Source organism: Stenotrophomonas sp. FR010 (assembly GCF_047520755.2).
GTDB lineage: Bacteria > Pseudomonadota > Gammaproteobacteria > Xanthomonadales > Xanthomonadaceae > Stenotrophomonas > Stenotrophomonas sepilia.
In genome coordinates this window covers 63,602-86,493 of sequence record NZ_JAXBQT020000015.1, presented here as the reverse complement: position 1 = coordinate 86,493, position 22,892 = coordinate 63,602, and the positions used below count along the sequence as shown (strand labels likewise).

20 protein-coding genes and 2 pseudogenes are annotated in these 22,892 nt (G+C 66.2%); 15 read left to right on the top strand and 7 right to left on the bottom strand.

Going from position 1 to position 22,892, the window contains the following annotated elements:
• Positions 1 to 35 precede the first annotated feature (35 nt).
• The gene (locus ACM0PK_RS14755; RefSeq protein ID WP_005416487.1) at positions 36 to 2,396 is read right to left on the bottom strand and encodes a DNA translocase FtsK; all 2,361 of its coding nucleotides are present in this window, start codon (positions 2,394 to 2,396) and stop codon (positions 36 to 38) included.
• Between the two features lie 233 nt (positions 2,397 to 2,629).
• On the opposite strand from ACM0PK_RS14755, the gene trxB reads away from it, so the two are divergent.
• Positions 2,630 to 3,601, top strand: a complete 972-nt coding sequence (gene trxB / locus ACM0PK_RS14750) for a thioredoxin-disulfide reductase (RefSeq protein ID WP_005416486.1) — start codon at positions 2,630 to 2,632, stop codon at positions 3,599 to 3,601.
• 100 nt (positions 3,602 to 3,701) lie between these two features.
• Here trxB and ACM0PK_RS14745 read toward each other — a convergent pair whose 3' ends face one another.
• Positions 3,702 to 4,361: an N-acetylmuramoyl-L-alanine amidase family protein gene (locus ACM0PK_RS14745; RefSeq protein ID WP_414607331.1), complete on the bottom strand. Its 660-nt coding sequence runs from the start codon at positions 4,359 to 4,361 to the stop codon at positions 3,702 to 3,704.
• On the bottom strand, positions 4,362 to 5,210 hold the full coding sequence (locus ACM0PK_RS14740; RefSeq protein ID WP_414607330.1) for a hypothetical protein: 849 nt from the start codon (positions 5,208 to 5,210) through the stop codon (positions 4,362 to 4,364).
• A gap of 191 nt (positions 5,211 to 5,401) precedes the next feature.
• On the opposite strand from ACM0PK_RS14740, the gene ACM0PK_RS14735 reads away from it, so the two are divergent.
• The 4 genes from ACM0PK_RS14735 (at position 5,402) to ACM0PK_RS14720 (ending at position 8,221) form a co-directional block, all read left to right on the top strand.
• Positions 5,402 to 6,526: a GNAT family N-acetyltransferase gene (locus tag ACM0PK_RS14735; protein WP_065196735.1), complete on the top strand. Its 1,125-nt coding sequence runs from the start codon at positions 5,402 to 5,404 to the stop codon at positions 6,524 to 6,526.
• A 65-nt stretch (positions 6,527 to 6,591) separates the two neighbouring features.
• A complete protein-coding gene (gene aat / locus ACM0PK_RS14730) occupies positions 6,592 to 7,332 on the top strand; it encodes a leucyl/phenylalanyl-tRNA--protein transferase (protein ID WP_164229454.1) in 741 nt (246 codons plus the stop codon).
• Positions 7,333 to 7,418: 86 nt separating this feature from the next.
• Positions 7,419 to 7,637 (top strand): translation initiation factor IF-1, encoded by a 219-nt coding sequence (infA, locus tag ACM0PK_RS14725; RefSeq protein ID WP_005409596.1) that lies wholly within the window; start codon positions 7,419 to 7,421, stop codon positions 7,635 to 7,637.
• Between the two features lie 89 nt (positions 7,638 to 7,726).
• Positions 7,727 to 8,221, top strand: a complete 495-nt coding sequence (locus ACM0PK_RS14720) for a hypothetical protein (RefSeq protein WP_414607329.1) — start codon at positions 7,727 to 7,729, stop codon at positions 8,219 to 8,221.
• A 72-nt stretch (positions 8,222 to 8,293) separates the two neighbouring features.
• Here the strand turns inward: ACM0PK_RS14720 and clpA are convergent, their stop codons facing one another.
• Positions 8,294 to 10,579: an ATP-dependent Clp protease ATP-binding subunit ClpA gene (gene clpA, locus ACM0PK_RS14715; RefSeq protein ID WP_414607328.1), complete on the bottom strand. Its 2,286-nt coding sequence runs from the start codon at positions 10,577 to 10,579 to the stop codon at positions 8,294 to 8,296.
• 138 nt (positions 10,580 to 10,717) lie between these two features.
• Here clpA and ACM0PK_RS14710 point away from each other — a divergent pair.
• A pseudogene (locus ACM0PK_RS14710) lies at positions 10,718 to 11,534 on the top strand (APH(6) family putative aminoglycoside O-phosphotransferase).
• Between the two features lie 173 nt (positions 11,535 to 11,707).
• Here ACM0PK_RS14710 and clpS read toward each other — a convergent pair.
• Positions 11,708 to 12,034 carry an ATP-dependent Clp protease adapter ClpS gene (gene clpS / locus ACM0PK_RS14705; RefSeq protein ID WP_005416477.1) on the bottom strand — a complete coding sequence of 109 codons (327 nt, stop codon included), beginning with the start codon at positions 12,032 to 12,034 and terminating at the stop codon, positions 11,708 to 11,710.
• A gap of 112 nt (positions 12,035 to 12,146) precedes the next feature.
• Here clpS and ACM0PK_RS14700 point away from each other — a divergent pair, with 112 nt between their 5' ends.
• From ACM0PK_RS14700 to ACM0PK_RS14665, 8 genes are all read left to right on the top strand, one after another.
• Entirely contained in the window at positions 12,147 to 12,620 is a 474-nt protein-coding gene (locus ACM0PK_RS14700) for a hypothetical protein (RefSeq protein ID WP_005416476.1), read from the top strand.
• A gap of 1 nt (position 12,621) precedes the next feature.
• Positions 12,622 to 13,083 (top strand): NUDIX hydrolase, encoded by a 462-nt coding sequence (locus tag ACM0PK_RS14695; protein ID WP_414607327.1) that lies wholly within the window; start codon positions 12,622 to 12,624, stop codon positions 13,081 to 13,083.
• Positions 13,080 to 14,222, top strand: a complete 1,143-nt coding sequence (gene mnmA, locus ACM0PK_RS14690) for a tRNA 2-thiouridine(34) synthase MnmA (protein WP_005416474.1) — start codon at positions 13,080 to 13,082, stop codon at positions 14,220 to 14,222. Before ACM0PK_RS14695 ends, mnmA begins: the two co-directional genes overlap by 4 nt.
• On the top strand, positions 14,219 to 14,833 hold the full coding sequence (gene hflD, locus ACM0PK_RS14685) for a high frequency lysogenization protein HflD (RefSeq protein WP_005416473.1): 615 nt from the start codon (positions 14,219 to 14,221) through the stop codon (positions 14,831 to 14,833). Before mnmA ends, hflD begins: the two co-directional genes overlap by 4 nt.
• Positions 14,834 to 15,049: 216 nt before the next feature.
• Complete coding sequence (locus tag ACM0PK_RS14680) at positions 15,050 to 16,240, top strand: methyl-accepting chemotaxis protein (protein ID WP_005416472.1); 1,191 nt, start codon at positions 15,050 to 15,052, stop codon at positions 16,238 to 16,240.
• Between the two features lie 98 nt (positions 16,241 to 16,338).
• Positions 16,339 to 16,554 carry a hypothetical protein gene (locus tag ACM0PK_RS14675; protein WP_414607326.1) on the top strand — a complete coding sequence of 72 codons (216 nt, stop codon included), beginning with the start codon at positions 16,339 to 16,341 and terminating at the stop codon, positions 16,552 to 16,554.
• Positions 16,555 to 16,688: 134 nt separating this feature from the next.
• Positions 16,689 to 17,153, top strand: a complete 465-nt coding sequence (locus ACM0PK_RS14670) for a hypothetical protein (protein ID WP_164144557.1) — start codon at positions 16,689 to 16,691, stop codon at positions 17,151 to 17,153.
• A gap of 108 nt (positions 17,154 to 17,261) precedes the next feature.
• Positions 17,262 to 17,768 (top strand): hypothetical protein, encoded by a 507-nt coding sequence (locus ACM0PK_RS14665; protein WP_414607325.1) that lies wholly within the window; start codon positions 17,262 to 17,264, stop codon positions 17,766 to 17,768.
• Positions 17,769 to 17,899: 131 nt separating this feature from the next.
• On the opposite strand, the gene ACM0PK_RS14660 is transcribed toward ACM0PK_RS14665, so the two are convergent.
• Together ACM0PK_RS14660 and ACM0PK_RS14655 are read right to left on the bottom strand one after the other, a co-directional pair.
• Complete coding sequence (locus ACM0PK_RS14660; RefSeq protein ID WP_495498534.1) at positions 17,900 to 19,951, bottom strand: EAL domain-containing protein; 2,052 nt, start codon at positions 19,949 to 19,951, stop codon at positions 17,900 to 17,902.
• Positions 19,930 to 20,635, bottom strand: a pseudogene (locus tag ACM0PK_RS14655) (PAS domain-containing protein); the annotation flags it as partial. The gene ACM0PK_RS14660 and the pseudogene ACM0PK_RS14655, both read right to left, overlap by 22 nt.
• Before the next feature lie 154 nt (positions 20,636 to 20,789).
• Between ACM0PK_RS14655 and ACM0PK_RS14650 the strand changes: the two are divergent.
• Entirely contained in the window at positions 20,790 to 22,892 is a 2,103-nt protein-coding gene (locus ACM0PK_RS14650; RefSeq protein ID WP_072166974.1) for a sensor histidine kinase, read from the top strand.

The window sequence follows — 22,892 nt, the reverse complement described above, 5'->3', positions numbered from 1 at the left end:
CGGTTCCTTGGACGTCGTGGGGGATACGTCGGGTCTTACTTCGGCGGCGGCGGTGCCAGCACCGTGCGGTCGCCGTTGTGCTCGGGCGGGCTGACCACGCCGGCCGCTTCCATGGCCTCGATCAGTCGCGCTGCACGGTTGTAGCCGATCTTCAGCCGGCGCTGCACGCCGGAAATCGAGGCACGGCGGGTCTCGGTGACCACCCGCAGCGCTTCGTCATACAGCGGGTCGGACTCGTCGCCGGCCGCACTGGTCTCGGGCAGGCCAGTGGCGCCGACGACCACGCCGTCGCCCATCGTCTGCACTTCGTCCAGCACGCCGTCGACATAGTCGGCCGGGCCCATCGCCTTGAGGTGCTCGACCACGCGATGTACTTCGTCGTCGGACACGAACGCACCATGCACGCGCTCGGGCAGCGCGGTGCCCGGCGGCAGGTACAGCATGTCGCCGTGGCCCAGCAGGGTCTCCGCGCCAGACTGGTCGAGAATGGTGCGCGAGTCGATCTTGGAGCTGACCTGGAAGGCGATGCGGGTCGGGATGTTGGCCTTGATCAGGCCGGTGATCACATCCACCGACGGGCGCTGCGTGGCCAGGATCAGGTGGATGCCAGCCGCACGCGCCTTCTGTGCCAGGCGCGCGATCAGCTCTTCCACCTTCTTGCCGACGATCATCATCATGTCGGCGAATTCGTCGATGAAGATGACGATGAACGGCAGCGTTTCCAGCGGACGCGGCGCCTCGCCCAGCTCCGGGTTCGGCTTGAACAGCGGATCCATCAGCGGCTGGCCGGCGTCCTGGGCTTCCTTCACCTTCTTGTTGAAGCCGGCCAGGTTGCGCACGCCCACCGCGCTCATCAGCTTGTAGCGGCGCTCCATCTCGGCCACGCACCAGCGCAGGCCGTTGGCGGCCTCCTTCATGTCGGTGACCACCGGCGCCAGCAGGTGCGGAATGCCCTGGTAGACGCTCAGCTCGAGCATCTTCGGGTCGATCATCAGCATCCGCAGGTCTTTCGGCGAGGCCTTGAACAACAGGCTCAGCACCATCGCGTTGACCGCCACCGACTTGCCCGAACCGGTCGTACCGGCCACCAGCAGGTGCGGCATGCGCGCCAGGTCGGCCACGGTCGGGCGGCCGGCGATGTCCTTGCCCAGCGCCAGGGTCAGCACGCTGGCCGATTTGTCATATTCCTTCGAGCGCAGCAGCTCGGACAGGAAGATCATCTCGCGGGTGACGTTGGGAATTTCCAGGCCGATCACCGACTTGCCCGGGATGACGTCGACCACGCGCACCGACTTCACCGACAGGCCGCGCGCGATGTCCTTGTCCAGCGAACTGATCTGGCTGACCTTGATGCCCGGTGCCGGCTCGATCTCGAAGCGGGTGATGACCGGGCCTGGGTTGGCGCCGACCACCTGCGCATCGATGCGGAAGTCCTTCAGCTTGAACTCGATCTGCCGCGACAGCGTTTCCAGCGTTTCTTCGTCGTAGCCCTTCGGCTGTGGCTTGGGATCATCCAGCAGCGCCAGCGGCGGCAGGTCGGAACCATCGCCGTTGACGCCACGGAACATCGGAATCTGGGTATCGCGCTTGGCACGATCACTCTTCTCGATCACCGGCTCCGGGCGCGGCTCGATCTTCACCGGCTCGCGCTTGGCGCGCACCTCGGCGTCGGCCTTGCGCACTTCCTGGCGCTCCTCGCGCATCACCCGGGTCTGCTTCCACTCGCTGACTTCTTCCTTCTTGCGTTCCAGCAACGGTGCCAGCGACATCACGCCACGGCCGATCTTCTCCATCACCGTGAACCAGGACAGCCCGGTGGCCAGGGTGATCGAGGCCAGCAGCAATACCAGCACGAACAGGTTCGCCCCCAGCGCGCCGAAGCCCACCGTGAGCGAATTGCCCACCAGCTTGCCGAGAATGCCGCCGGCACTGGCGACATCGCCACTGAACAGGCGCACGTGCAGGAAGCCGGTGCCGGCGATCAGGAAACCGACCAGACCGACCAGGCGCAGCGCCGGGTCCAGATCGTTCTCGCCCTTGCTCTCGCGCTTGAGGCCGAACATGGCGATCCACGCCAGTGCGCCGAGCACCACCGGCAACAGGAAAGCGATGTAGCCGAACAGCTGCAGCAGCACGTCGGCAATCCAGGCCCCGGCGCGGCCGCCGAGGTTATGCACCGGCGCGACCACGCTGCCGGTATGCGACCAGCCCGGATCCGTGGCTGAATAGGTGAACAGACTGGCCGCCAGGTACAGCAGGGCCGGCGCGATGGCGATCAGGCCCAGATCGCGCCAGAGGCGCTGGCGGCGTGGATTGTCGGTCGTCGCCGCCGCGGCCGTGCGACGTGACGCCTTGCTGTCGTCCGACTTGGAGCGTTCAGGGACCTGCTTCGCCACCTTAGACCATACCTTTGGAATGCGCTGTTAGTGATTGATAATAAATGAGACGGCGTCAGTTTTCAGTTATGCGACGTCCGGCAAGGCAATCCGAGGCCCGGAACCACCGCTGGATGACGGCGTTCTGTTCATCGGCTTGAATCGCCCTGCCCCAGCCGCCACTCTATGAGCAGCCATGGATGCTGCGCAAACATCGCCAGCGCCTTGTCCCATCTACCTTTTCGCGAGTTTACATGAGCACCAGCCTGCCCTCCCGCCACCAGCGCCTCGTCATCCTCGGTTCCGGCCCGGCCGGTTGGACCGCCGCCGTCTACGCCGCCCGTGCCAACCTGAAGCCGGTCGTCATCACCGGCCTGCAGCAGGGTGGCCAGCTGATGACCACCACCGAGGTGGACAACTGGCCGGGTGACGCCCACGGCCTGATGGGCCCGGACCTGATGGCGCGCATGCAGGCGCACGCCGAGCGCTTCGAGACCGAGGTCATCTTCGACCATATCCACACCGCCGACCTGTCGCAGCGCCCGTTCAAGCTGATCGGCGACAGTCACGAGTACACCTGCGACGCGCTGATCATCGCCACTGGCGCCACCGCCAAATACCTGGGCATCCCGACCGAAGAGACCTTCAAGGGCCGCGGCGTCTCCGCCTGCGCCACCTGTGACGGCTTCTTCTACCGCGACCAGGACGTGGTCGTGGTCGGCGGCGGCAACACCGCCGTCGAAGAGGCGCTGTACCTGTCCAACATCGCCCGCAAGGTCTACCTGGTCCACCGCCGCGACACCCTGAAGGCGGAGAAGATCATGCAGGACAAGCTGTTCAGGAAGGTCGCCGAAGGCAAGATCGAGACCGTCTGGCACCACCAGGTGGAGGAAGTGCTGGGCAACGATGCCGGCGTGACCGGCGTTCGCGTGAAGTCCACCCTGGACGGCAGCACCCGCGACATCGACGCACACGGTTTCTTCGTGGCCATCGGCCACCATCCGAACACGACCCTGTTCGACGGCCAGCTGGCGATGAACAACGGCTACCTGGAAATCCGCTCGGGCCTGGGCGGCAACGCCACCCAGACCTCGGTGGAAGGCGTGTTCGCCGCCGGCGACGTAGCCGACCAGCACTACCGCCAGGCGATCACCTCGGCCGGCTTCGGCTGCATGGCCGCACTGGACGCCGAGCGCTACCTGGACGCGCAGGGGAAGGCCAGCTGAGAAGCGAACCTGCTTCTGTAGAGTCGAGCCATGCTCGACTAAGGAAAACGGGCGCGCAAGCGCCCGTTTTCGCAACCCCACTACCCGCTCCAGGCACCACTCAGGCCCGGACACAGGACTGGGTGAACGCCACCGGCGCCGCGACGACATCGTCCGCATCGCGCATCAGGACATTCCAGCGGACTGAGCCGGGCTCCGTGGATGAGCAGCTCACTCCGAACTTCACCGGCGCATCCGGATCCTCAAAGCGGCCCTTCCACGGCGTGCAGTATCCGGGCCGATCACAATCTGCCACGACCACTTCAAGCTCCAGGGGGTACTGGGGATTGCCCGCGAAAGCCACTGTCAGCTCGCGCATCGCCTGCAGCGGAACCTCGACATCGGGGATAGGGTGGAGCATCAAAGGCTCACAAGCCTTGCCCTGTGCCCACAGGCGATAGCCCTTCTCGACGCCTTTCATGGAGGCGGTGCGGAAGACGGGATCCTGGAGGGCCTTGGCATCATCCGGATTGGTATGAAAGGCCGTCTCAACAATGATTGACGGCATCTTTGCCTCACGATTCTCCCCTTTGTTTTCAGCGTGGGGAGCTGGGGCTACCGCAAAATCGGCATACACCGGAACCGAGTGAATCAGCTCCTTCATAGAGCACAGGACGCTCTGTGCAAGGGCAGCATCCATCGGCCTACCAGGTTGCACGATCACACGAGTACCGCGCGCGGCCCCCGTGGGTTCTCCATTGCTGTGCAGATGAATCGGCACCTAAGCGCCGTGATGGTTTGCAAGAAGCGGCCGACTATTGATGTCTTCGCGCTCCTCCCGATCCCAAAGCGTACTGCCTGCGTACGTATTCCATATCTTTGTCTCGGCCGGATACTGCTCCGCAATTGCGTAGCGCGCAGCTATGGTCCACCACTCCTCACCACTCGGCGGATGAGTCGTCCCCGTGATCTGAACGCGCGGACGGACGACAGGCATTTGGCTCCTTTGCTCGATCATCGCCTTCAGGTCTGCGGCGTACGACGGAGTCAACAGCCCCTCGGAGACGCCATTCCATTCATCCCTTGAGGTCACCCACCGGTTGTCCTTGTAGCTGTAGAAATACCCATGCCCGGCTGCGACAAACGCCATCCCGGACCCAGGCGTTCCACGCGTCCGCCGCAGCGCTTCCCCCGCTTCCCGCGCCGCATCGTCCGCAGCCTTTATCTCAGGAAAGTAGTATTCGATCTCTTTCCCGTCATACAGAAAAACGACACGACTGAACGGAGCCGCCTGCTCGGCCCAATGCAGTAGTCCAAAACTGATCTCGCTTCGCTGATCCTCGAACGACGGCCCGTAATCGGCAGGAAGGAAGACCCGATCCAGCGCCACGGTCACTACACCGTTGGCGATATCTGCTGATACCTCAACCCGGCGACTGCGCGCCTGGCCATCCACAAGACGAACGCGCTCCAGAATGTCGCGTGCCTTCTGGGTCAAGAGGATGTCGAGCCCAGTGTCCTGCTCCACCGCACGAGGAGCGTCAACGGCCTGCGCGGGGCTGATCAACAGTCCGCCGCCCACAAGAGACAGCAGAACAGAAAGGGATCCAAGGCGAAGCTTCTGGTTCATTTTGGCTACTCCATGCAAAGAGTGAATGCACCGCTCCAGCGGCGCAGCTCACTCTGTCCTTTCGAATTCAGGCATTCCGCAACCCAGCGCACACGGATGGAGAATTCAAATTTTCCTCACCTCCAACCGAAACAAACCAACCCAGCCCCGCCAACACCATTCGTGATCCACCTGGCCTATCCTTGCCAACCATGCCCTCCCCCCGCTTCCTCGACTCCCTGCAGTCCATTCCCGCCACGGACTGGGACGCCCTGCACGACGGCCAGAACCCGTTCGTCAGCCACGCCTTCCTCTCAGGCCTGGAACAGCACGGCTGCCTGCGCGAGGACTGGGGCTGGCAGCCCCGGCACTGCACGCTGTGGGAGGGCGAGCGCCTGATCGGCGCCATTCCGGGCTACCTGAAGACCAACTCCCACGGCGAATTCGTGTTCGACCATGCCTGGGCCAACGCCTATGCCCGCCATGGCCGCGACTACTACCCGAAGTGGCTGGGCGCGGTGCCGTACTCGCCGGTCACCGGGCCGCGCCTGCTGGCCCGTCACGATTCAGATCGCACCGCGTTGCTTTCGGTGTTGCGTGATGCACTGCCAGCACTGGAGGTGTCATCGGCCCATATCAATTTCCACACCGCAGCGGACGAGGCGCTGTTCGGCGATGACTGGCTGCTGCGCGAGGACGTGCAGTTCCAGTGGCAGAACCCGGGTGACTGGGCGACATTCGACCAGTTCCTCGGCGCGATGAACCACAAGCACCGCAAGAACATCCGCCAGGAACGGGCCAAGGTCACCCGCCAGGGCATCACGTTCCGCGTGGTGCATGGCGACGAGGCCAGCCGCGCCGACCTGCAGGCGATGTATCGCTTCTACCTGCAGACCTTCCTTGAGTACGGCAATGCCCCGGCGCTGACCGAGGCTTTCCTGCGCCATCTGGCCATTTCATTGGGACGTGGGCTGGTGCTGTTCCTGGCCGAGCAGGAAGGCCAGCCAATCGCCGGCGCACTTTGCCTGCGCGGTGGTGACACGCTGTACGGTCGCTACTGGGGTGGCGCCACATTGCCCGGCCTGCATTTCGAAGCCTGCTACTACCAGGGCATCGAATACTGCCTGCGCGAAGGGCTGAGCCGTTTCGAGCCGGGCGCACAGGGCGAGCACAAACTGGCGCGAGGCTTCCTGCCGACGCTGGTACGCAGCCGGCACTGGGTGGCCGACGCGGATTTCGCCGAGGCGCTGCAGGAGTGGTGCCGGCAGGAGCGGCGCGATGTGCGGCGGTACCGGCAGGAGCTGTTGGGGCACAGCCCATTTCGCGCGGACGGGTGACCAGCCAACCAGCGTTGGCATCTACCACGGCATTCGCGCGGGGCCGCGACGACTACAATGCCGGCATGACCCGCCAGCTGCCCTGGCGCCTGGCCGATGCGCCGGACGCTCCCTTCCCTCCTGCCGAGACCGCCCTGCGCCAGCCCGACGGCCTGCTCGCGGTGGGTGGTGACCTGCATCCAGCGCGTCTGCTCAACGCCTACGCAGGCGGCATCTTTCCGTGGTTCAGCCAGGGCGAGCCGATCCTGTGGTGGTCGCCTGATCCGCGCATGGTGTTCCGCACCGACGGCGTGCACCTGTCCAGCCGCTTCCGCCGCCAGCTGCGCAGCAGTACATGGGAGGTCAGCGCGGACACCGCCTTCAGCCAGGTGATGCGCGCCTGTGCGGCGGCACCTCGGCCCGGCCAGGACGGCACCTGGATCAGCCCGGCCATGGTCGAGGCCTACAGCCAGTTGCACGACCTCGGCTTCGCCCATTCCTTCGAAGTCTGGGACCGTCAGTCGCTGGTCGGCGGCATCTACGGGGTGGCCATCGGGTCAATGTTCTTCGGCGAGAGCATGTTCAGTGGCGCCAGCGGTGGTTCCAAGATCGCGCTGGCGGCACTGGCGTCCACGCTTCACGGCTGGGGTTGGGAGCTGATCGACGCCCAGGTGGAAAATCCGCACCTGCTGCGGATGGGCGCCGAACACCTGCCGCGCGCGGAATTCCTGCAGCACGTGCGCCAGGCCGTGCGCCGTGACAGCCGTGAAGGCTCGTGGACACAGGCCGTCGGACGCTTGCCAGCCCAGCATTTGGCCGGCGGTTAACACAAACTTTGCAAGCTGGGCCGGTCACGCGTAAAATACCGCGCCTTAGGCCCAGCGTGGCCGTTTTCTGAACCGCACAGGACTACATGTCGAAAGACGATTCCATCGAGTTCGAGGGCACCGTCAGCGAGACGCTGCCGAACACCACTTTCCGCGTTCGTCTGGAAAATGGGCACGAAATCATCGCCCACATCTCCGGCCGCATGCGCAAGAACTACATCCGCATCCTCACCGGTGACCGGGTCAAGGTTGAAATGACCCCGTACGACCTGACCAAGGGTCGTATCACCTACCGCATGAAGTAAGCGGTCGGCGCGCTGCGCCATTTCGACAAGGCCAGCCCTGGTTGCTGGCCTTTTGTCATGCCTGCAATCCGGCCCTGCCGGAGGTCATCGTGACCGAACTCACCGTGACGTCGGTCAGCCCTGCTTGCGGCAGATTCGCATCTGCATCCGTGGCGGCATCGTGGGACCCGATCCAGTCCGGATCGCCATCCCCCTGCCCCGCCATGAACATGCTCCCGCTGACCGCTCTGCTCGTCGCCCTTGCCGTGTCCGCCAGCGCAGCGCCCGTGCACGCCGCCGACACTCTTTCCACCTCCAGTGACTGCGTCCAGCTGGGCAGCGACCAGCAACTGGTGCGCGCCGGCGCCTCGCGCAACATCCTGCTGCGCAATGGCCAGGACCACTACGTCGTGCATTTCCAGGACGACTGCTCGGCGGCAGGCTACTCGCGGAAACTGAGCTTCGCTACGGACGGCCAGCAGGGTCTGCTGTGCGCTGCCGGCCGCAGCCAGCTGAACACCGATTCCAGCCGCTGCATCGTGTCGCAGATCGAACCAGTTGACGAGGCCACCTTCAAGAAGAAAGCCCGCCAGCGCAGCCGCTGACGTCGCGTACAACAAGGGCGGCCGAAGCCGCCCTTGTCATTTCAGGTCCGCCGAAACCGGCCGGGGGTCAGTTCATTCCACCGTGACCGGCAGCAGGCGCTCCGGTTCGGCCTGGGTTTCGACCACCAGTTCGTCGTCGCGCACATCGATGCTCACCTTGCCGCCGTTGACCAGCTTGCCGAACAGCAGCTCGTCGGCCAGCGGACGCTTGATCCTGTCCTGGATCACGCGGGCCATCGGACGCGCACCCATCAGCGGGTCGAAGCCGTGGTGGGCCAGCCAGTCGCGCGCGGTCGGCGTGGCCGACAGGCTGACGTGCTTGTCCTGCAGCAGCATCTCCAGCTCGATCAGGAACTTGTCGACTACGCGCAGGATGTGCTCGAAGCCCAGCGCCTGGAACTGCACCACCGCGTCGAGGCGGTTGCGGAATTCCGGGGTGAAGCTGCGGCGGATGGTCTCCATCGCGTCGGTGGCGTGGTCCTGCTTGGTGAAGCCGATAGAGCGCCGCGAGGCCTGCGCCGCACCTGCATTGGTGGTCATCACCAGCACCACGTTCTTGAAGTTGGCCTCGCGACCGTTGGTATCGGTCAGCACGCCGCGATCCATCACCTGCAACAGGATGTTGAAGATGTCCGGGTGCGCCTTCTCGATTTCGTCCAGCAGCAGCACGCAGTGCGGCGTCTTGACGATCTTCTCGGTCAGCAGGCCGCCCTGATCGAAGCCGACGTAGCCTGGAGGGGCACCGATCAGGCGGCTGATCGAATGCGGCTCCATGTATTCGGACATGTCGAAGCGGACCAGCTCGATGCCCAGCTGCAGCGCCAGCTGCTTGGTCACCTCGGTCTTGCCGACACCGGTCGGGCCGGCGAACAGGAAGTTGCCGATCGGCTTTTCCGGATTGCCCAGGCCCGAACGGGCCAGCTTGATTGCCGAGGACAGCGTCTCGATGGCCGGGTCCTGTCCGAAGATCACCATCTTGAGGTTGCGCTCCAGGTGCTGCAGCACGTCCTTGTCGGTGGCACTGACCTGCTTGGTCGGGATCCGCGCCATCTTGGCCACGATCGCCTCCACTTCCTCGACGTCGATCAGCTCCTTGCGCTGCCCTTCCGGCAGCAGGCGCTGGCGGGCACCGGCCTCGTCGATCACGTCGATGGCCTTGTCCGGCAGCAGGCGGTCGCCGATGTGCTTCACCGACAGGTCAACCGCCGCCTGCAGCGCCTCGTCGGAGTAGGTCACGCCGTGGTGCAGCTCGTACTTGGACTTCAGGCCCTGCAGGATCTCGTAGGTCTCGCCAACGGTCGGCTCGACGATGTCGATCTTCTGGAAGCGGCGGGCCAGTGCCCGGTCCTTCTCGAAGATGCCGCGGTATTCCTGGAAAGTGGTCGAACCGATGCAGCGCAGCTCGCCGGAGGCCAGGGCCGGCTTGATCAGGTTGGACGCATCCATGGTGCCGCCCGACGCCGAGCCGGCGCCGATGATGGTGTGGATCTCGTCGATGAACAGCACTGCGTTGGGCACCTTCTTCAGCGCGGTCAACACACCCTTCAGGCGCTTCTCGAAGTCGCCACGGTACTTGGTGCCGGCCACCAGCGCGCCCAGGTCGAGCGAATAGATCACCGCGTCGGCAAGCACGTCGGGCACCGAGCCCTCGACGATGCGGCGGGCCAGGCCCTCGGCGATGGCGGTCTTGCCCACGCCGGCCTCGCCCACGTACAGCGGATTGTTCTTGCGGCGACGGCACAGGACCTGGATGGTGCGCTCGATCTCGTCACCACGACCGACCAGGGGATCGATGCGGCCGGACCGGGCCTGTTCGTTGAGGTTGCTGGCGAACTCGGTCAGGGCATCAGCCTTCGGCTCACCCTCCCCGCCTTCCATGCGGCCCTCGCCGTCGGAGGAGGAGGACGGCTGCTCGCCTTCCTCGCCCAGCTTGGCGATGCCGTGGGACAGGTAATTGACCACATCCAGCCGGGTCACATCCTGCTGGTTGAGGTAGTAGACGGCGTGGGAGTCCTTCTCGCCGAAGATGGCGACCAGCACGTTGGCGCCGGTGACCTCCTTCTTGCCCGAGGACTGCACGTGGTACACGGCCCGCTGCAGCACGCGCTGGAAGCCCAGGGTCGGCTGGGTATCGCGACCGTCATCTTCGGCCAGGCGCGACACTGAGGCCTCGATGGCCTGCTCCAGCTCCTGGCGCAGGCGTTCGGCGTCGGCACCACAGGCTTTCAGGACGGCCTGGGCGGACGGATTGTCGAGCAGTGCCAACAGCAGGTGTTCGACCGTCATGAACTCATGCCGGGCCTCACGGGCGCGCTTGTAGCACTGGCCGATGGTGTGTTCGAGGTCTTTGCTGAACATGGATTACTCCGGCGGCAGATGGGAACAATATGCGGCCTGACTACGCGATTTCCATCACCCTAGCGGATTGCTGCGTTCAGATGGCGTTAGCACTGCAGAACGCTTGATCTTCGTTCACTCCAGAAGACCTCAACCGGCATGAGCGAACCCTACCTGAGCCGCTGGCGATTGCGGCGTGATGGCCCGGCCATCGAAACGGCCCATGCCCGGCTCTGGCCGGTGCTGACCGCTGCCGGCACGCCGGCGATGCTGAAGATCAGCAGCGAAACCGAGGAACAGAACAGCCACCGCCTCCTGCGCTGGTGGGACGGCGACGGCGCTGCCCGCCTGCTGGCCCACGCCGGGCCGGCGATCCTGATCGAGCGAGCGTGCCGGCGGCGACTCGCTGCGGCAACGCTCGATCGAGGGCGACGATGAGGCCTGCACCATGATCCTGTGCCAGGTCCTGCAACGGCTGCACCGGCCACGGAGCGCGCCGCCAGCGGAACTGGTCTGCCTGCGTACATGGTTCGCCGATCTGCTGCAGCCAAGGGCTGCGCTGCCGCCACTGCTGGAACAGTGCAGATCACTGGCGGAGGGGTTGCTGCAGGAAGAGCGCGAGGTCCGGCCCCTGCATGGCGACCTGCACCACGACAACGTGCTCGATTTCGGCGCGCGCGGCTGGCTGGCGATCGACCCGAAGCGGTTGCTGGGCGACCGTGCGTTCGACTACACGACGATGTTCAGCAATCCGGATCTCTGTGGCCCGGGCATCCACGTGGCCACGCGGCCGGAGCGGTTTGCTGCCCGGCTGGAACAGGTCAGCGCACTGGCCGGCCTGGAGCGCACGCGCCTGCTGCGCTGGATCGCGGCCAGTGCGGGGCTGTCGGCGGTATGGTTCAGGGATGATGGCGACCCTGCCGAGGTCGACGAGGCCGTGGCACGGTTGGCGCTGGAGGCGCTGGCGGCGGGGTGATCTCGACCTGTAGCCGAGCCCATGCTCGACTGTGCTTCCGGGAATGCGGAACATCTGCACGAAAAGCAGCCGAGCGAAGGCTCGGCTCTACAGGCCTCTGCTTCGGTAGGTGCCCGCCTTGGTGGGCACACTGGGTCCGGGATCGTTGTGCCCGGACGAGAATCACCAGCCAGTCAGGCCTTTTCCATCGTGCACAGCAGCGGATGCTGGTTCATCCGCGAGTACTCGTTGACCTGGGCAACCTTGGTCTCCGCCACTTCACGGGTGAAGACACCGCAGACGCCGCGGCCGCGGGTGTGGACGTGCAGCATCACCTGGGTGGCCTTGTCCAGGTCCATGCTGAAGAACTGCTGCAGCACATCCACCACGAAATCCATCGGGGTGTAGTCGTCGTTGAGCAGCATCACCTGGTAGAACGGCGGCGGCGCCACTTCCGGGCGCGCGGGCTCTACGGCAACGCCGTGCTCGTGCTGGGAATCGGGGGAGGACTCATGGGGCATCCATCCATTATAGGGGCTCGGGCAGGCCTGCGTCGGCCCGCCGCAGATTGGACGGCACGCACGCCCACCGTCACAATTGCATCCTCTCCCAACACTGTTTCACAGGATCTTCATGAAAAGGACCCTTCTTCCCGCCCTGCTGATCGCGCTGGCCGCTGCCGGCTCTGCCACTGCCGCAACCAGTGCCGACAAGTCCGTGGCGCGCCATCTGGACAAGCTGGGCTATACCTACGAAGTCGACGAGGATGGCGACTACCGCATGGTCTTCGACGTCGAGGGTGACCGCACCCAGATGGTCTACGTGCGCTCGGCGGTGGAGGATTTCGGCAGCCACAACATCCGTGAGATCTGGTCGCCGGCCTACAACGCCAAGACCAAGCAGTTCCCGGTGGCCGTGGCCAACCGCCTGCTGGAGGATTCGCAGGACGCCAAGATGGGGGGCTGGGTAAAGCAGGACACCACCGCCATGTTCGTGGTGAAGATCGACGCCGATGCCACCCCGGACCAGCTCAGCGACGCCATCGATGCGGCCATCCGCACCGCCGACGCGATGGAGCTGGAGCTGACCAAGAAGGACGAGTTCTGAGTTGAACGCCACGCCGGACCCGCGCTGGGCACCGCACGCCACCGTCGCCACGGTAGTGGTTGACGGCGGCCGCGTGCTGCTGGTCGAAGAGACCATTGAAGGCCGCCAGGTGCTGAACCAGCCGGCCGGCCACCTCGAGCCAGGCGAAAGCCTGGCCGAGGCAGCCCTGCGCGAGACCCGGGAGGAAACCGGCTGGACCGTGCAGCTGACCCATTTCATCGGCTGCTACCAGTGGACTGCCGGCGACGGCACCGCCTTCCTGCGCTTCTGCTACGCAGCATACCCGGTCTCGCACGACCCGGCCCAACCGCTGGACACCGGCATCGACCGCGCGCTGTGGCTGACCCCGGCCGAGCTGCAGGCCGCCGGTGAGCGCCAGCGCAGCCCGCTGGTCTGGCAGGTGGTGGCGGATTACCTGGGTGGCCAGCGCCACCCGCTTTCGCTGGTCCGGGAGGTCGCATGAGCACGCCGCGCGTGATGGTGGGCGTCTCTGGTGGTGTCGACTCTTCGGTCGCCGCCTGGCGCCTGGTCCAGCAGGGCGAGGCCGTGGCCGGCCTGTTCATGCAGAACTGGGCCGACGACGGCAGCGGTGACTGCCGTGCCGAGGATGACCGCCGCGATGCGGTCGCCGTATGCGGCCTGCTCGGTATCCCGTTCCACTTCCGGGACTTTTCCAGCGAGTACTGGCAGGGCGTGTTCGAGCACTTCCTGGCCGAATACGCCGCAGGCCGCACGCCGAACCCGGACGTGCTGTGCAACCGCGAGGTGAAGTTCAAGCATTTCCTGGATGCCGCCCGCGAGTTGGGCGCCGAGCGCATCGCCACCGGCCACTACGCACGGGTGACCCAGCGCGGCCACCAGTGGCTGCTGCTGCGCGGTGCCGACCGCTCCAAGGACCAGAGCTACTTCCTGCACCAGCTGGGCCAGGAGCAGCTGGCGGCCACCCTGTTCCCGATCGGCGACCTGGAGAAGACCGACCTGCGCCGGATTGCGCGCGACGTCGGCCTGCCGACCCATGCCAAGAAGGACTCCACCGGCATCTGCTTCATCGGCGAGCGGGATTTCCGCGAGTTCCTCGGCCGCTACCTGCCGGCCAGGCCCGGCCAGATCCTCGACCCGGCCGACGGCAGCGTGATCGCCGAACATCCGGGCGTGTTCTATTTCACCCTGGGCCAGCGCGAGGGCCTGAACATCGGCGGCGTACGCGGCCGCCCGGCCGCACCGTGGTACGTGGTCGGCAAGGATGTGGCCAGCAACGTGCTGTACGTCGACCAGGACCGCGACAGCCCATGGATGCTGTCCGAGCGCCTGCGATCGGAGCCGGCGCATTGGATCTCGGGCTCGCCACCCGCGCGACGCTTCGAATGCACCGCCCAGACCCGCTACCGCCAGCCCGATGAGCCGTGTACGGTCGACGTGCTGGACGATGGCAGCGTGCTGGTCACCTTCGCGCGCCCGCAGCGTGCCGTTACCCCCGGTCAATCGCTGGTGCTGTATGACGGTGATGTGTGCCTGGGTGGCGCGGTGATCGCCGCCACCGATGCGCCGCTGGAACAGCGCCTGCGCACCACCCCCTCCCCTTTTGAGGTAATCGCTGCATGAGTTTCACTGTCGACGACCGCGTCCTGGCCTTGGCCGGCATTGCCCAGGCCCTGCAGCAGGTACGCCGCATCGCCGATACCGGCCATTCCGACGCCGCCGCCGTGCGCACCGCCGTGGACAGCGTGTTCCGTGTCGATGCGTCCTCGCCGCAGGCGGTGTTCGGTGACCGCCATGCACTGAAGGCCGGGCTGCGCCTGCTGCACAACTATTTCCGCAACCAGGGCCAGGATCCGATCCTGCCGAAACTGGCGCTGTCGGTGCTGCAGTTGGAGCGCCGCTTTGTTCAGGATGGCGCCACCGTGAACAAGGTTGCTTCGGGCATCGAGCGTGCCCAGCGCCAGGCCACCGAACTGGGCGACAGCGGCCACCCGGATGTGCTGGCCAGCCTGGGAAGCCTGTACGCGGACACCATCAGCCACCTCAAGCCGCGGGTGATGGTGCAGGGCAACCCGCACTACCTGGGCCAGGCCGGCGTGGTGGCCGAGATCCGTGCCCTGCTGTTGGCCGCGGTGCGCTCGGCAGTGCTGTGGCGCCAGCTGGGCGGCAGCTACTGGGACTTCCTGTTCGGCCGCAAGGCGATGATCGAGGCCGTGGACCGGCAGCTGGCGTAAGGCTGTGGGGTCAGAGCCCTTTTCCATGAAAAGGGATCCGACCCCGCCGCTGCCTACCCAGGGGTCGGATCCCTTTCCGGCACGGAAAGGGCTCTGACCCCGAAGCCGCCAAGCGCCGGAAAACCGGCGCATTCAGAATTCACTTCCAAGCACATCGACGTTAAAGAGAAAGGGGGTACGGCCGATACATCCTCCGTGCACCTCCCGAGAACGTCCATGTACTCACGCATTTTCATCCGTCTGGCCGCCCCCCTGGCTCTGACCCTGCTGCTCCCCTTCGCCATCGGTTTCGAATGGCCGGCCGCCCTGCGCTGGGCGATCCTGACCACGATGACGCTGAGCTGGCTCGGCTTTGCGTGGTGGACCACCCGCGCCCAGGCGCATCGTTCCCCGGAACATGCCCGTGTCCTGCGTGAGCAGGACCAGCTGCTGACCGAACTGCGCAACTTCGTCGGCAACGAAATCGACGGTTCGCGTGGTGAAGTGGAACGCGCCCGCGACCTGATCCGCCAGGCGGTCTCCAGCCTGGGCGGCAGCTTCGATGCGATGAACCGCAAGTCGCGCCAGCAGAGCCAGGCGCTGTCGCGCATCGTCGACCGCGCCGGCGATGAAGGCAATGCCGGCCTCGACGTTGCCCGTTTCGCCCAGCACGCCAGCCACCGCATGGAACAGCTGGTGGAAGCGCTGGAACAGGTGAGCGGCCAGAGCAGCACCACCGTGCAGCACATCGACCAGATGGCACAGCACCTGGATGGCATCTTCGCGCTGCTGGAAGACGTCAAGTCGATCGCCGACCAGACCAACCTGCTGGCGCTGAACGCCGCCATCGAAGCCGCGCGTGCCGGTGAAGCCGGCCGAGGCTTCGCGGTGGTCGCCGACGAAGTGCGCAACCTGTCCGAGCGCTCGACCACCTTCAACGAGCAGATCCGCAAGCTGGCGCACAGCTCCAAGGACGCCATCGCCAAGGTGCGCGAGACGGTCTCGCACATGGCCTCGCGTGACATGGACCGCTCCCGCGAAGCACGCCAGGAAGCGGCGGCAATGCTCGACAATGTCGCGCAGATCAATGCCTCGCTCGGCGACGGCATGCGCGAAGTCTCCGAGTGCGCACGTGCGATCGATGGCAGCGTGGCCGAAGCCGTGCGCGCCCTGCAGTTCGAAGACATCGCCACCCAGGCGCTGGGCGGCGTGCACACCCACCTGGACCGCCTGACCGCGATCAACCGTGAAGCGGTGGCCCTGCAGGAACTGCTGCACCGCAATGGCGGCGTGTTCGACGAAGAGATCGCCACGGCCCTGCAGCGCACCGGCAACCGCCTGCGCGAACTGCGCAGCGAATGGGAACGCCCGCCGCACAAGCCGGTTGCCCAGCAGAGCATGGGTGCCGGCACGGTAGAGCTGTTCTGATCCTGATGTCCGCTGCCCTCGCCGGCAGCCCGCAAGGCCCCGGTTCGTCCGGGGCCTTTGCCTGTAACCCGCCGCTGGATGCATCCTGTACGCGCACCATGCCCCTGATCTGCGCCCTGCCCTCCCTCACCGACACCGAGCGCCCGCGCAACGCGAGCGTGCGTGAGCAGCTGCAAAAGCTGGAAGAGGTCGCCCGCGAGGAAATCTGCGAGCTGCAGCAGCTGGCGGACGCGCGCCCGGCGCCATCGCCGGCGGACGACGAGCTGTTGGGGCTGGCGTGGGACCTGGGGTTGGATGGCGAAGCCCTGAAGTAGATCCACGCCATGCGTGGATGGCCGCCGCGATATCTGCACCTCTGCTTTGCCTGTCGCCTTTTAGGATTTGTTGCATAGCCTGAGGAAGGGGACGAGGACACACTGCCCACTCCCCCTGTCTCTCTGGCCTCCGCATGACGTTCAATCTGGAAGAAGCCCGCGAGGCTTTTGAGCAATTCCTTATGCTGATGGACGGCCAGATAGAATGGCTGGTCGCGCAGGCTCAAACGCATGGCATTGAACTGGATGGCAGCCCCGAAAGCCTCGACAGGCTGGAACGCCTCCATGACTTGATGGCAGCCACGCTATCTGAGGACGAGCGGGACTCTCTGAGGGTCGTGTTCGCCCGATATCTAGGGGAGACCGTCAGGCTGCTGCACGGCGGGAAGTGGGCCCTGCCACTTGATGACCCTAAGGACATCCACTTCAACAGGCCCGTCATCATGGGGCACTCACGCTACCCCCTGTGTGAATTCAGTCCCATCCATGCGATTCGCGCCTACTCGCTTCGCCGCCGCCCGGGGCTGATCAGAAGCATCGTAGCCAGCAGCGTTGATCCGCAGATCCTGGACCTAAGCGATCTCGCCGAAGAAGATTGACCCAAGTCGATCCCGAGAAACGCATGAGCTACTGCACGGACTCGCCCCCCGCGGGGCCGGCCACGGCTGCCTATGACATGATTGCCCGGTCCCGTCCATGGAAGACCGATGGCCATCGCCCTGATCGCAGTACTCCTGATCGAAACGGTCCTTCTGATGGCCTGGGTGGCCGGCTATTTCAGCTGGGGCATCGCCCTGTTCAACGAACGCATCGCGGCGTCACCGGCCATGCAGGCCCGCCTCTCGCTGGGCAGCCTGGAGCGTGACCTGCCGCAGGACAAGTGGCTGCGACTGGCCTTCCATGCGCTGCCCGATGGCAGCATGGCGTTCCGCGAGAGCTTCGCGCCGAGCTTCGGCCTGCGCTACTTCCCGGTGATGCGTGGACGCGTCGTGCTCAACGCACGGCGGCACGAGGTACGGGTGATCGGCCTGTGCAGCTGGTTCGTGGCGATGCTGTCGCTGCTGCTGTTGCCGCTGGTGGCGATGCGCCCGATGGTGGCGCCGATGCTGCTGGTACTGCCACTGTTTCTGGCCAGCTATCTGGTGCAGAAGCGGCGCTATGCGGCCATTGTCGAGGCGCTGCGCATGCAGTTGAAGGCGGAGTTTCCGAAATAGATCCACGCCACGCGTGGAGGGTCGCATGTGCAGGCATTGGTGCCGACCAAGATCCATGCCCACGAGGGTGGGGTTACGCCGAGCGCAGGCATTCGTGCCGACCAAGGTCGGCACCTACCAGCGTCGGGTGGTCAGCGCACCAGCACTGCTTCGCTACTGGCGTCGGTGCGTATCGGTAACGGACGCTGCTGGCGCAGCCACTGCGCCAGGTCGCGCGGGCTGAGCGGGCGCGAGTACAGGTAGCCTTGGATTTCGTCGCAGCCCTGGCGGCGCAGCATGTCTTCTTCCTGGTGCGTTTCCACGCCCTCGGCCACCACCTTCATGCCCAACGCATGGCCCAGGTGCACGATGGCCTGGGTCACTTCGGCCGTGCCCGAATCATGCAGCATGCCCTGCACGAAGCTGCGGTCGATCTTCAGGCGACCCACCGGGAAGCGGTTGAGGTAGTTGAGGTTGGAGAAGCCGGTACCGAAGTCGTCCACCGCCAGCGGCACGCCGTGCCGTTCGAGCACGTCGAAGCAGTGGCGCAGGATGTCGGTGTCACGGATCAGCGCCGATTCGGTCAGCTCCAGCTCCAGCCGCTGCGGCGGCCAGCCGTGGGCATGGCAGATCTCGATCACACGTTCGGCGAAGCCACGGTCGCGCAGCTGCACCGCCGATACGTTGACCGCGATGCGGTCGAAGTGCAGTCCAGCCCGGTCCCAGGCGGTTGCCTGACGGCAGGCTTCGTTCAGTACCCAGTCGCCGATGCGTACGATCTCGCCGCATTTCTCGGCGATGGGAATGAACTCGGCCGGGCTGCAATAGCCGATGCCGGGGCGATGCCAGCGCAGCAGTGCTTCGATTGCCGGCGGCTCGCCCTGGTGGGCATGCAGCAGCGGCTGATAGGCCAGGCTGAACTCCTCGCGCTCGATCGCACCGTGCAGCGCGTGCTCAAGCTCCAGCCTGCGCTGGATGCGGGCCAAGGCGTCCTGGCTGTAGTACTGGTAGGTGTTGCGCCCGGCTTCCTTGGCCGCATACATCGCGGCGTCGGCCGCGCGCAGCAGTGAATCGAAATCGGTCTGCGCATCGCCCAGCATCGCGATGCCGACACTGGCACCGACCTTCAGCGTGGTCTCGCCACGGCGCAGCGGCTCGGCCAGCGAGGCGATCAGCTTGCGGGCGACATGTCCCGCATCCTCGGGCTCAGCCAGGTCGCGCAGTACGACGATGAACTCGTCGCCGCTGAAACGGCCAAACAGATCATTGTTGCGCAGGTTCTGGTGCAGGCGGGTGGCGGCAGCCTTCAGCAGCGCATCACCCGTGGCGTGGCCGAAGCTGTCGTTGATGGTCTTGAAGCCGTCCAGGTCGATGAACAGCATCGCCAACGAGGTGCCGCGATCACGAGCCTCCTCGATGGCCTCGGCGGTCTGTTCGCCGAGCAGCACGCGATTGGGCAGGCCGGTCAGCAGGTCGTAGTGGGCCAGCAGTTCAATGCGCTCGTTGGCCTCGCGCTCGCGGGTGATATCACGGAAAAGCACCACGAAGCGCGGCGGCAGTCCGTCACGACGATCCAGCTCGATCAGCACCTGCACCCAGACGCGCAGGCCGGACTGGCGGTAGAAGCACAGGTCCAGCTGCTCGGGCAGGCCGCCGTTGGCGATACGGGCGAGCGCCGCCTCGAACGCGTTGCGCGAGTCCTCCGTGTACAGCGCCAGCGCCTGGTCGAGGGTGATCGGTTCCTTGCGCAGGCCATGGATGCGGTAGCACTCCTCGGTCCATTGCATGCTGCGGGTCTGCACTTCGATCTCGCAGCCGGCGATGCGGCCCAGCGCGGAGACCCGGTTCAGCAGTTCGGTGCGCCAGCGGATCAACGCATCGGTCTGGTGCTGTTCGGTGATGTTCTGCACCTGGCCGAGCAGGCGCTTGGGCTGCCCGTCCATGTCCAGCAGCGGCTGCATCCACAGCCGCAGGTGCTGCGAAGGCTCATGGCCGCGGGTCAGCTCCAGCTCGAGGTTGGCGCCACGACCATCGCGCCACAACCGCCGCCATGCCGCGCGCAGCGCGCCGCGGGAGCGTGGATGCAGCTGCTTCAGCCACCGCCGCTGGCCCGGAACGGCGCCCTGCTCCAGTGCCAGCAGCGAACGCAGTTCCGGCGACCACCAGAAATGCCCGCTGTTGGGATCAAACGACCAGCTGCCCATGCTGGCGATGCGCTGGGCCTCGCTCAGGTGCAGCTGCTGTTCCTGCAGCAGCGATTCGAGCTGCTTTTGCTGCTCGATATCGGTATGCGTGCCGACCATGCGCAGGGGCTGGCCATCGGCGGTGCGAGCGACCACGCGGCCACGATCGAGCACCCAACGCCACTGGCCATCGGCCTGGCGGAAACGGAACTGTGCGCTGTACTGCTCGCTGTGCCCGCGCAGGTGCTCGTCGAGCGCGGCGCGCACCTGGGCGATGTCCTCGCCGTGCACGCGAGACAGGAATTCAGTGGCGGTCTCGTCACCCAGCGCCGGCGTGCGCGCCACCCGGTCACTGGGGATGTCCCAGTCCCACAGGCTATGGCCGGCGCTGTCCAGTGCCAGCTCCCAGCGCCCACCCCCATCGACCGGCACCGGCTCGGGAATGCTCAGAGTGAACGCCAGCAGGTTGCCGGCACCGTCATGCACGGCGCGCAGGTGGCCGTCGTAGTGGCCGCGCGGGCCGCCTGGCAGCGTGCAGGGCACGATGCCGCCATCGGCGGCCATCAGGCGTAGATCTTCCAGCATTGGCGCATAGGCAGCCACGGTGGCCGGCAGGCCATGCTCGCGCGCGGCCGGATTGGCCGCCAGCGGGCGCCCGGTACGGTCGACGATGACCAGCGCCGACGCAAGCGGGTGCTGCAGCAGGCTGGCGATGATCCCTTGGTCCACGCGATCTTGCTCCGGATGACTCGCCCGTCAGCGGGGCACGCAGTGGTTAACGGCGCCTGCGGCGGATAATTGAGTGGTGACGGCACGCTGCGGGGTAAGATGACCGGCGCCCCTTTCACCCACCCCGTCCATGCCCGCAGAACCGACCGGCAACGCCCCAGTTCCCGACCCGCGGATGGCGCAGGCGCTGAGCCGTGACCGGCGACGGGTGGTGTTGAGCTACCTGGTAATGGCGCTGGCCTGGATGATCTCCACCGACAGCGTGGTGCAGGCGCTGGTGCCCGATCCGCAGCAGGCGGCCCTGTGGCAGGGCCTTAAGGGCTCGTTCTTCGCCCTGGCCAGCGCGGGCCTGCTGTACCTGCTGCTGCGCCCGCTGGCCGAGCACGTGCTGCATACCCACGCCCGCCAGCAGGCCTCGGAGCTGCGCCTGCGGCAGATGTTCGAGGGCAACCCCGGCCCGATCCTCGTCTATGACCTGGACACATTGGCGATCCTCGACGCCAACCCAGCCGCCTGCACCGCTTTCGGCTGGGAGCGCGATGAGCTGCTGGAACAGACCATCGACGCCTTGTGGCCACCCGGCCAGGGCCAGGCGCTGCAGGCCAAGCTGGAGGCGATCCGCGAGGCGCCCGACGAGCTGTGCATCCTGCGCGCGCAGCTGCAGCTGCGCGATGGCGCGCTGCGGCAGATGGAACTGCGCTCCAACGCGATCAGTTACGACGGTCACAATGCGCGCCTGCTGATCGCCATCGATCGCACTGCCGAGGACCTGGCCCAGCTGCGTCGCGACCAGGCGCTGGCACGGGTGGAAGAAGCCCACGAACTGGCCCGCATCGGCGCCTGGGAGCTGGACCCGTCCACCGGGCTGGGCCGCTATTCCAACCAGGTCTATCGCCTGCTCGGCCGCCGCCCGCCCGAAGCCCGCCGCTGGCACCGCTTCGACGAACTGCTGGTGCCGGCCGACCCGGCCACCGCCACCCAGACCGAGCAGCTGCTGGCCGAGCTGTGCTCCGGCGAGCCGGTACAGGTGGACGTGCTGCTGCCGCTGCTGTCGATGGACGGGCGCGCGCTGATGGTGCACCTGCGCGCCGCCAGTGGTCTCGATGAGGCTGGCCGCAACCGCGTGCTGGGCACGCTGCAGGACGTGACCGAACGCGAGCAGTCGCGGCGACTGCTGCGCGAGCGCGAGGAGCAGTTCCGCGAGCTGGTGCGGGTACTGCCCGACGGCGTGGTGATCCTCTCCGACGAACATGTGTTGTACGCCAACGCCTGGGCCGCCGGCCTGTTCGGCTACGGCAGCCATACCCTGCTGGGCGAGCCCTTGTCGGCGCTGGTCGCTGCCGCAGACCTGCCGCGGGTGCGCAGCCAGCTGCGTGCCGGCCAGCCGCACCTGGGACCGGGCCACAGCAGCGTGGTGGCCATGCAGCGCGGCGACGGCCGCAGCTTCCATGCCGGCCTGGCGGTGGGCGACGTGCGCTACGGTGGCCGCGACTGCAAGCTGCTGATCGTGCGCGATCTCAGTGATTCCGAACGCATCCGCAGCGCGCTGGAAACCAGCAACCGCGAACTGCAGGCGATGGCCGGGCGGCTGTTCTCGCTGCAGGAAGACGAGCGTCGTGCGATTTCGCGCGACCTGCACGATGACATCGGCCAGGCCATCACCGCGATCAAGCTGTCGGCGCACGCGGCGCTGGAAGAGGACGATCCGCAGCGGCGTGGGCAGGATCTGGCGCAGATCGTCAGCCTGGCCGACACCACCGTGGCCAAACTGCGCGACATCTCCACCCTGCTGCGCCCCCCGCAGCTGGATGCACTGGGCCTGGAGGCAGCGCTCAGCTGGCAGGCGCGGGTTCTGTTCCGCTCCTCGCCGGTGGAGCTGCGGGCCGAGATCGAGCCGTTGCCGCATCGCCCCGACAACAGCATCGAACAGGCCTGCTTCCGCATCGCACAGGAAAGCCTGACCAATGCGCTGCGCCATGCGCGCGCCAGCCAGGTCCTGCTGCAGCTGCGCGATGTCGGCCAGCGCGGCCTGCATCTGCAGATCCGCGATGACGGCGAAGGCTTCGATCCGGACGGCCCGCGCGGCCTGGGCCTGATCGTGATGCGCGAGCGCGCACAGAGCGTCGGTGGCCACGTGCGGATTGAATCCGCGCATGGCGAAGGCACCTTGGTCGATGTCCACCTCCCCTACCAGGCGGCCAGCAGGGCTGCCGTCGATTCACCGGAATACTGA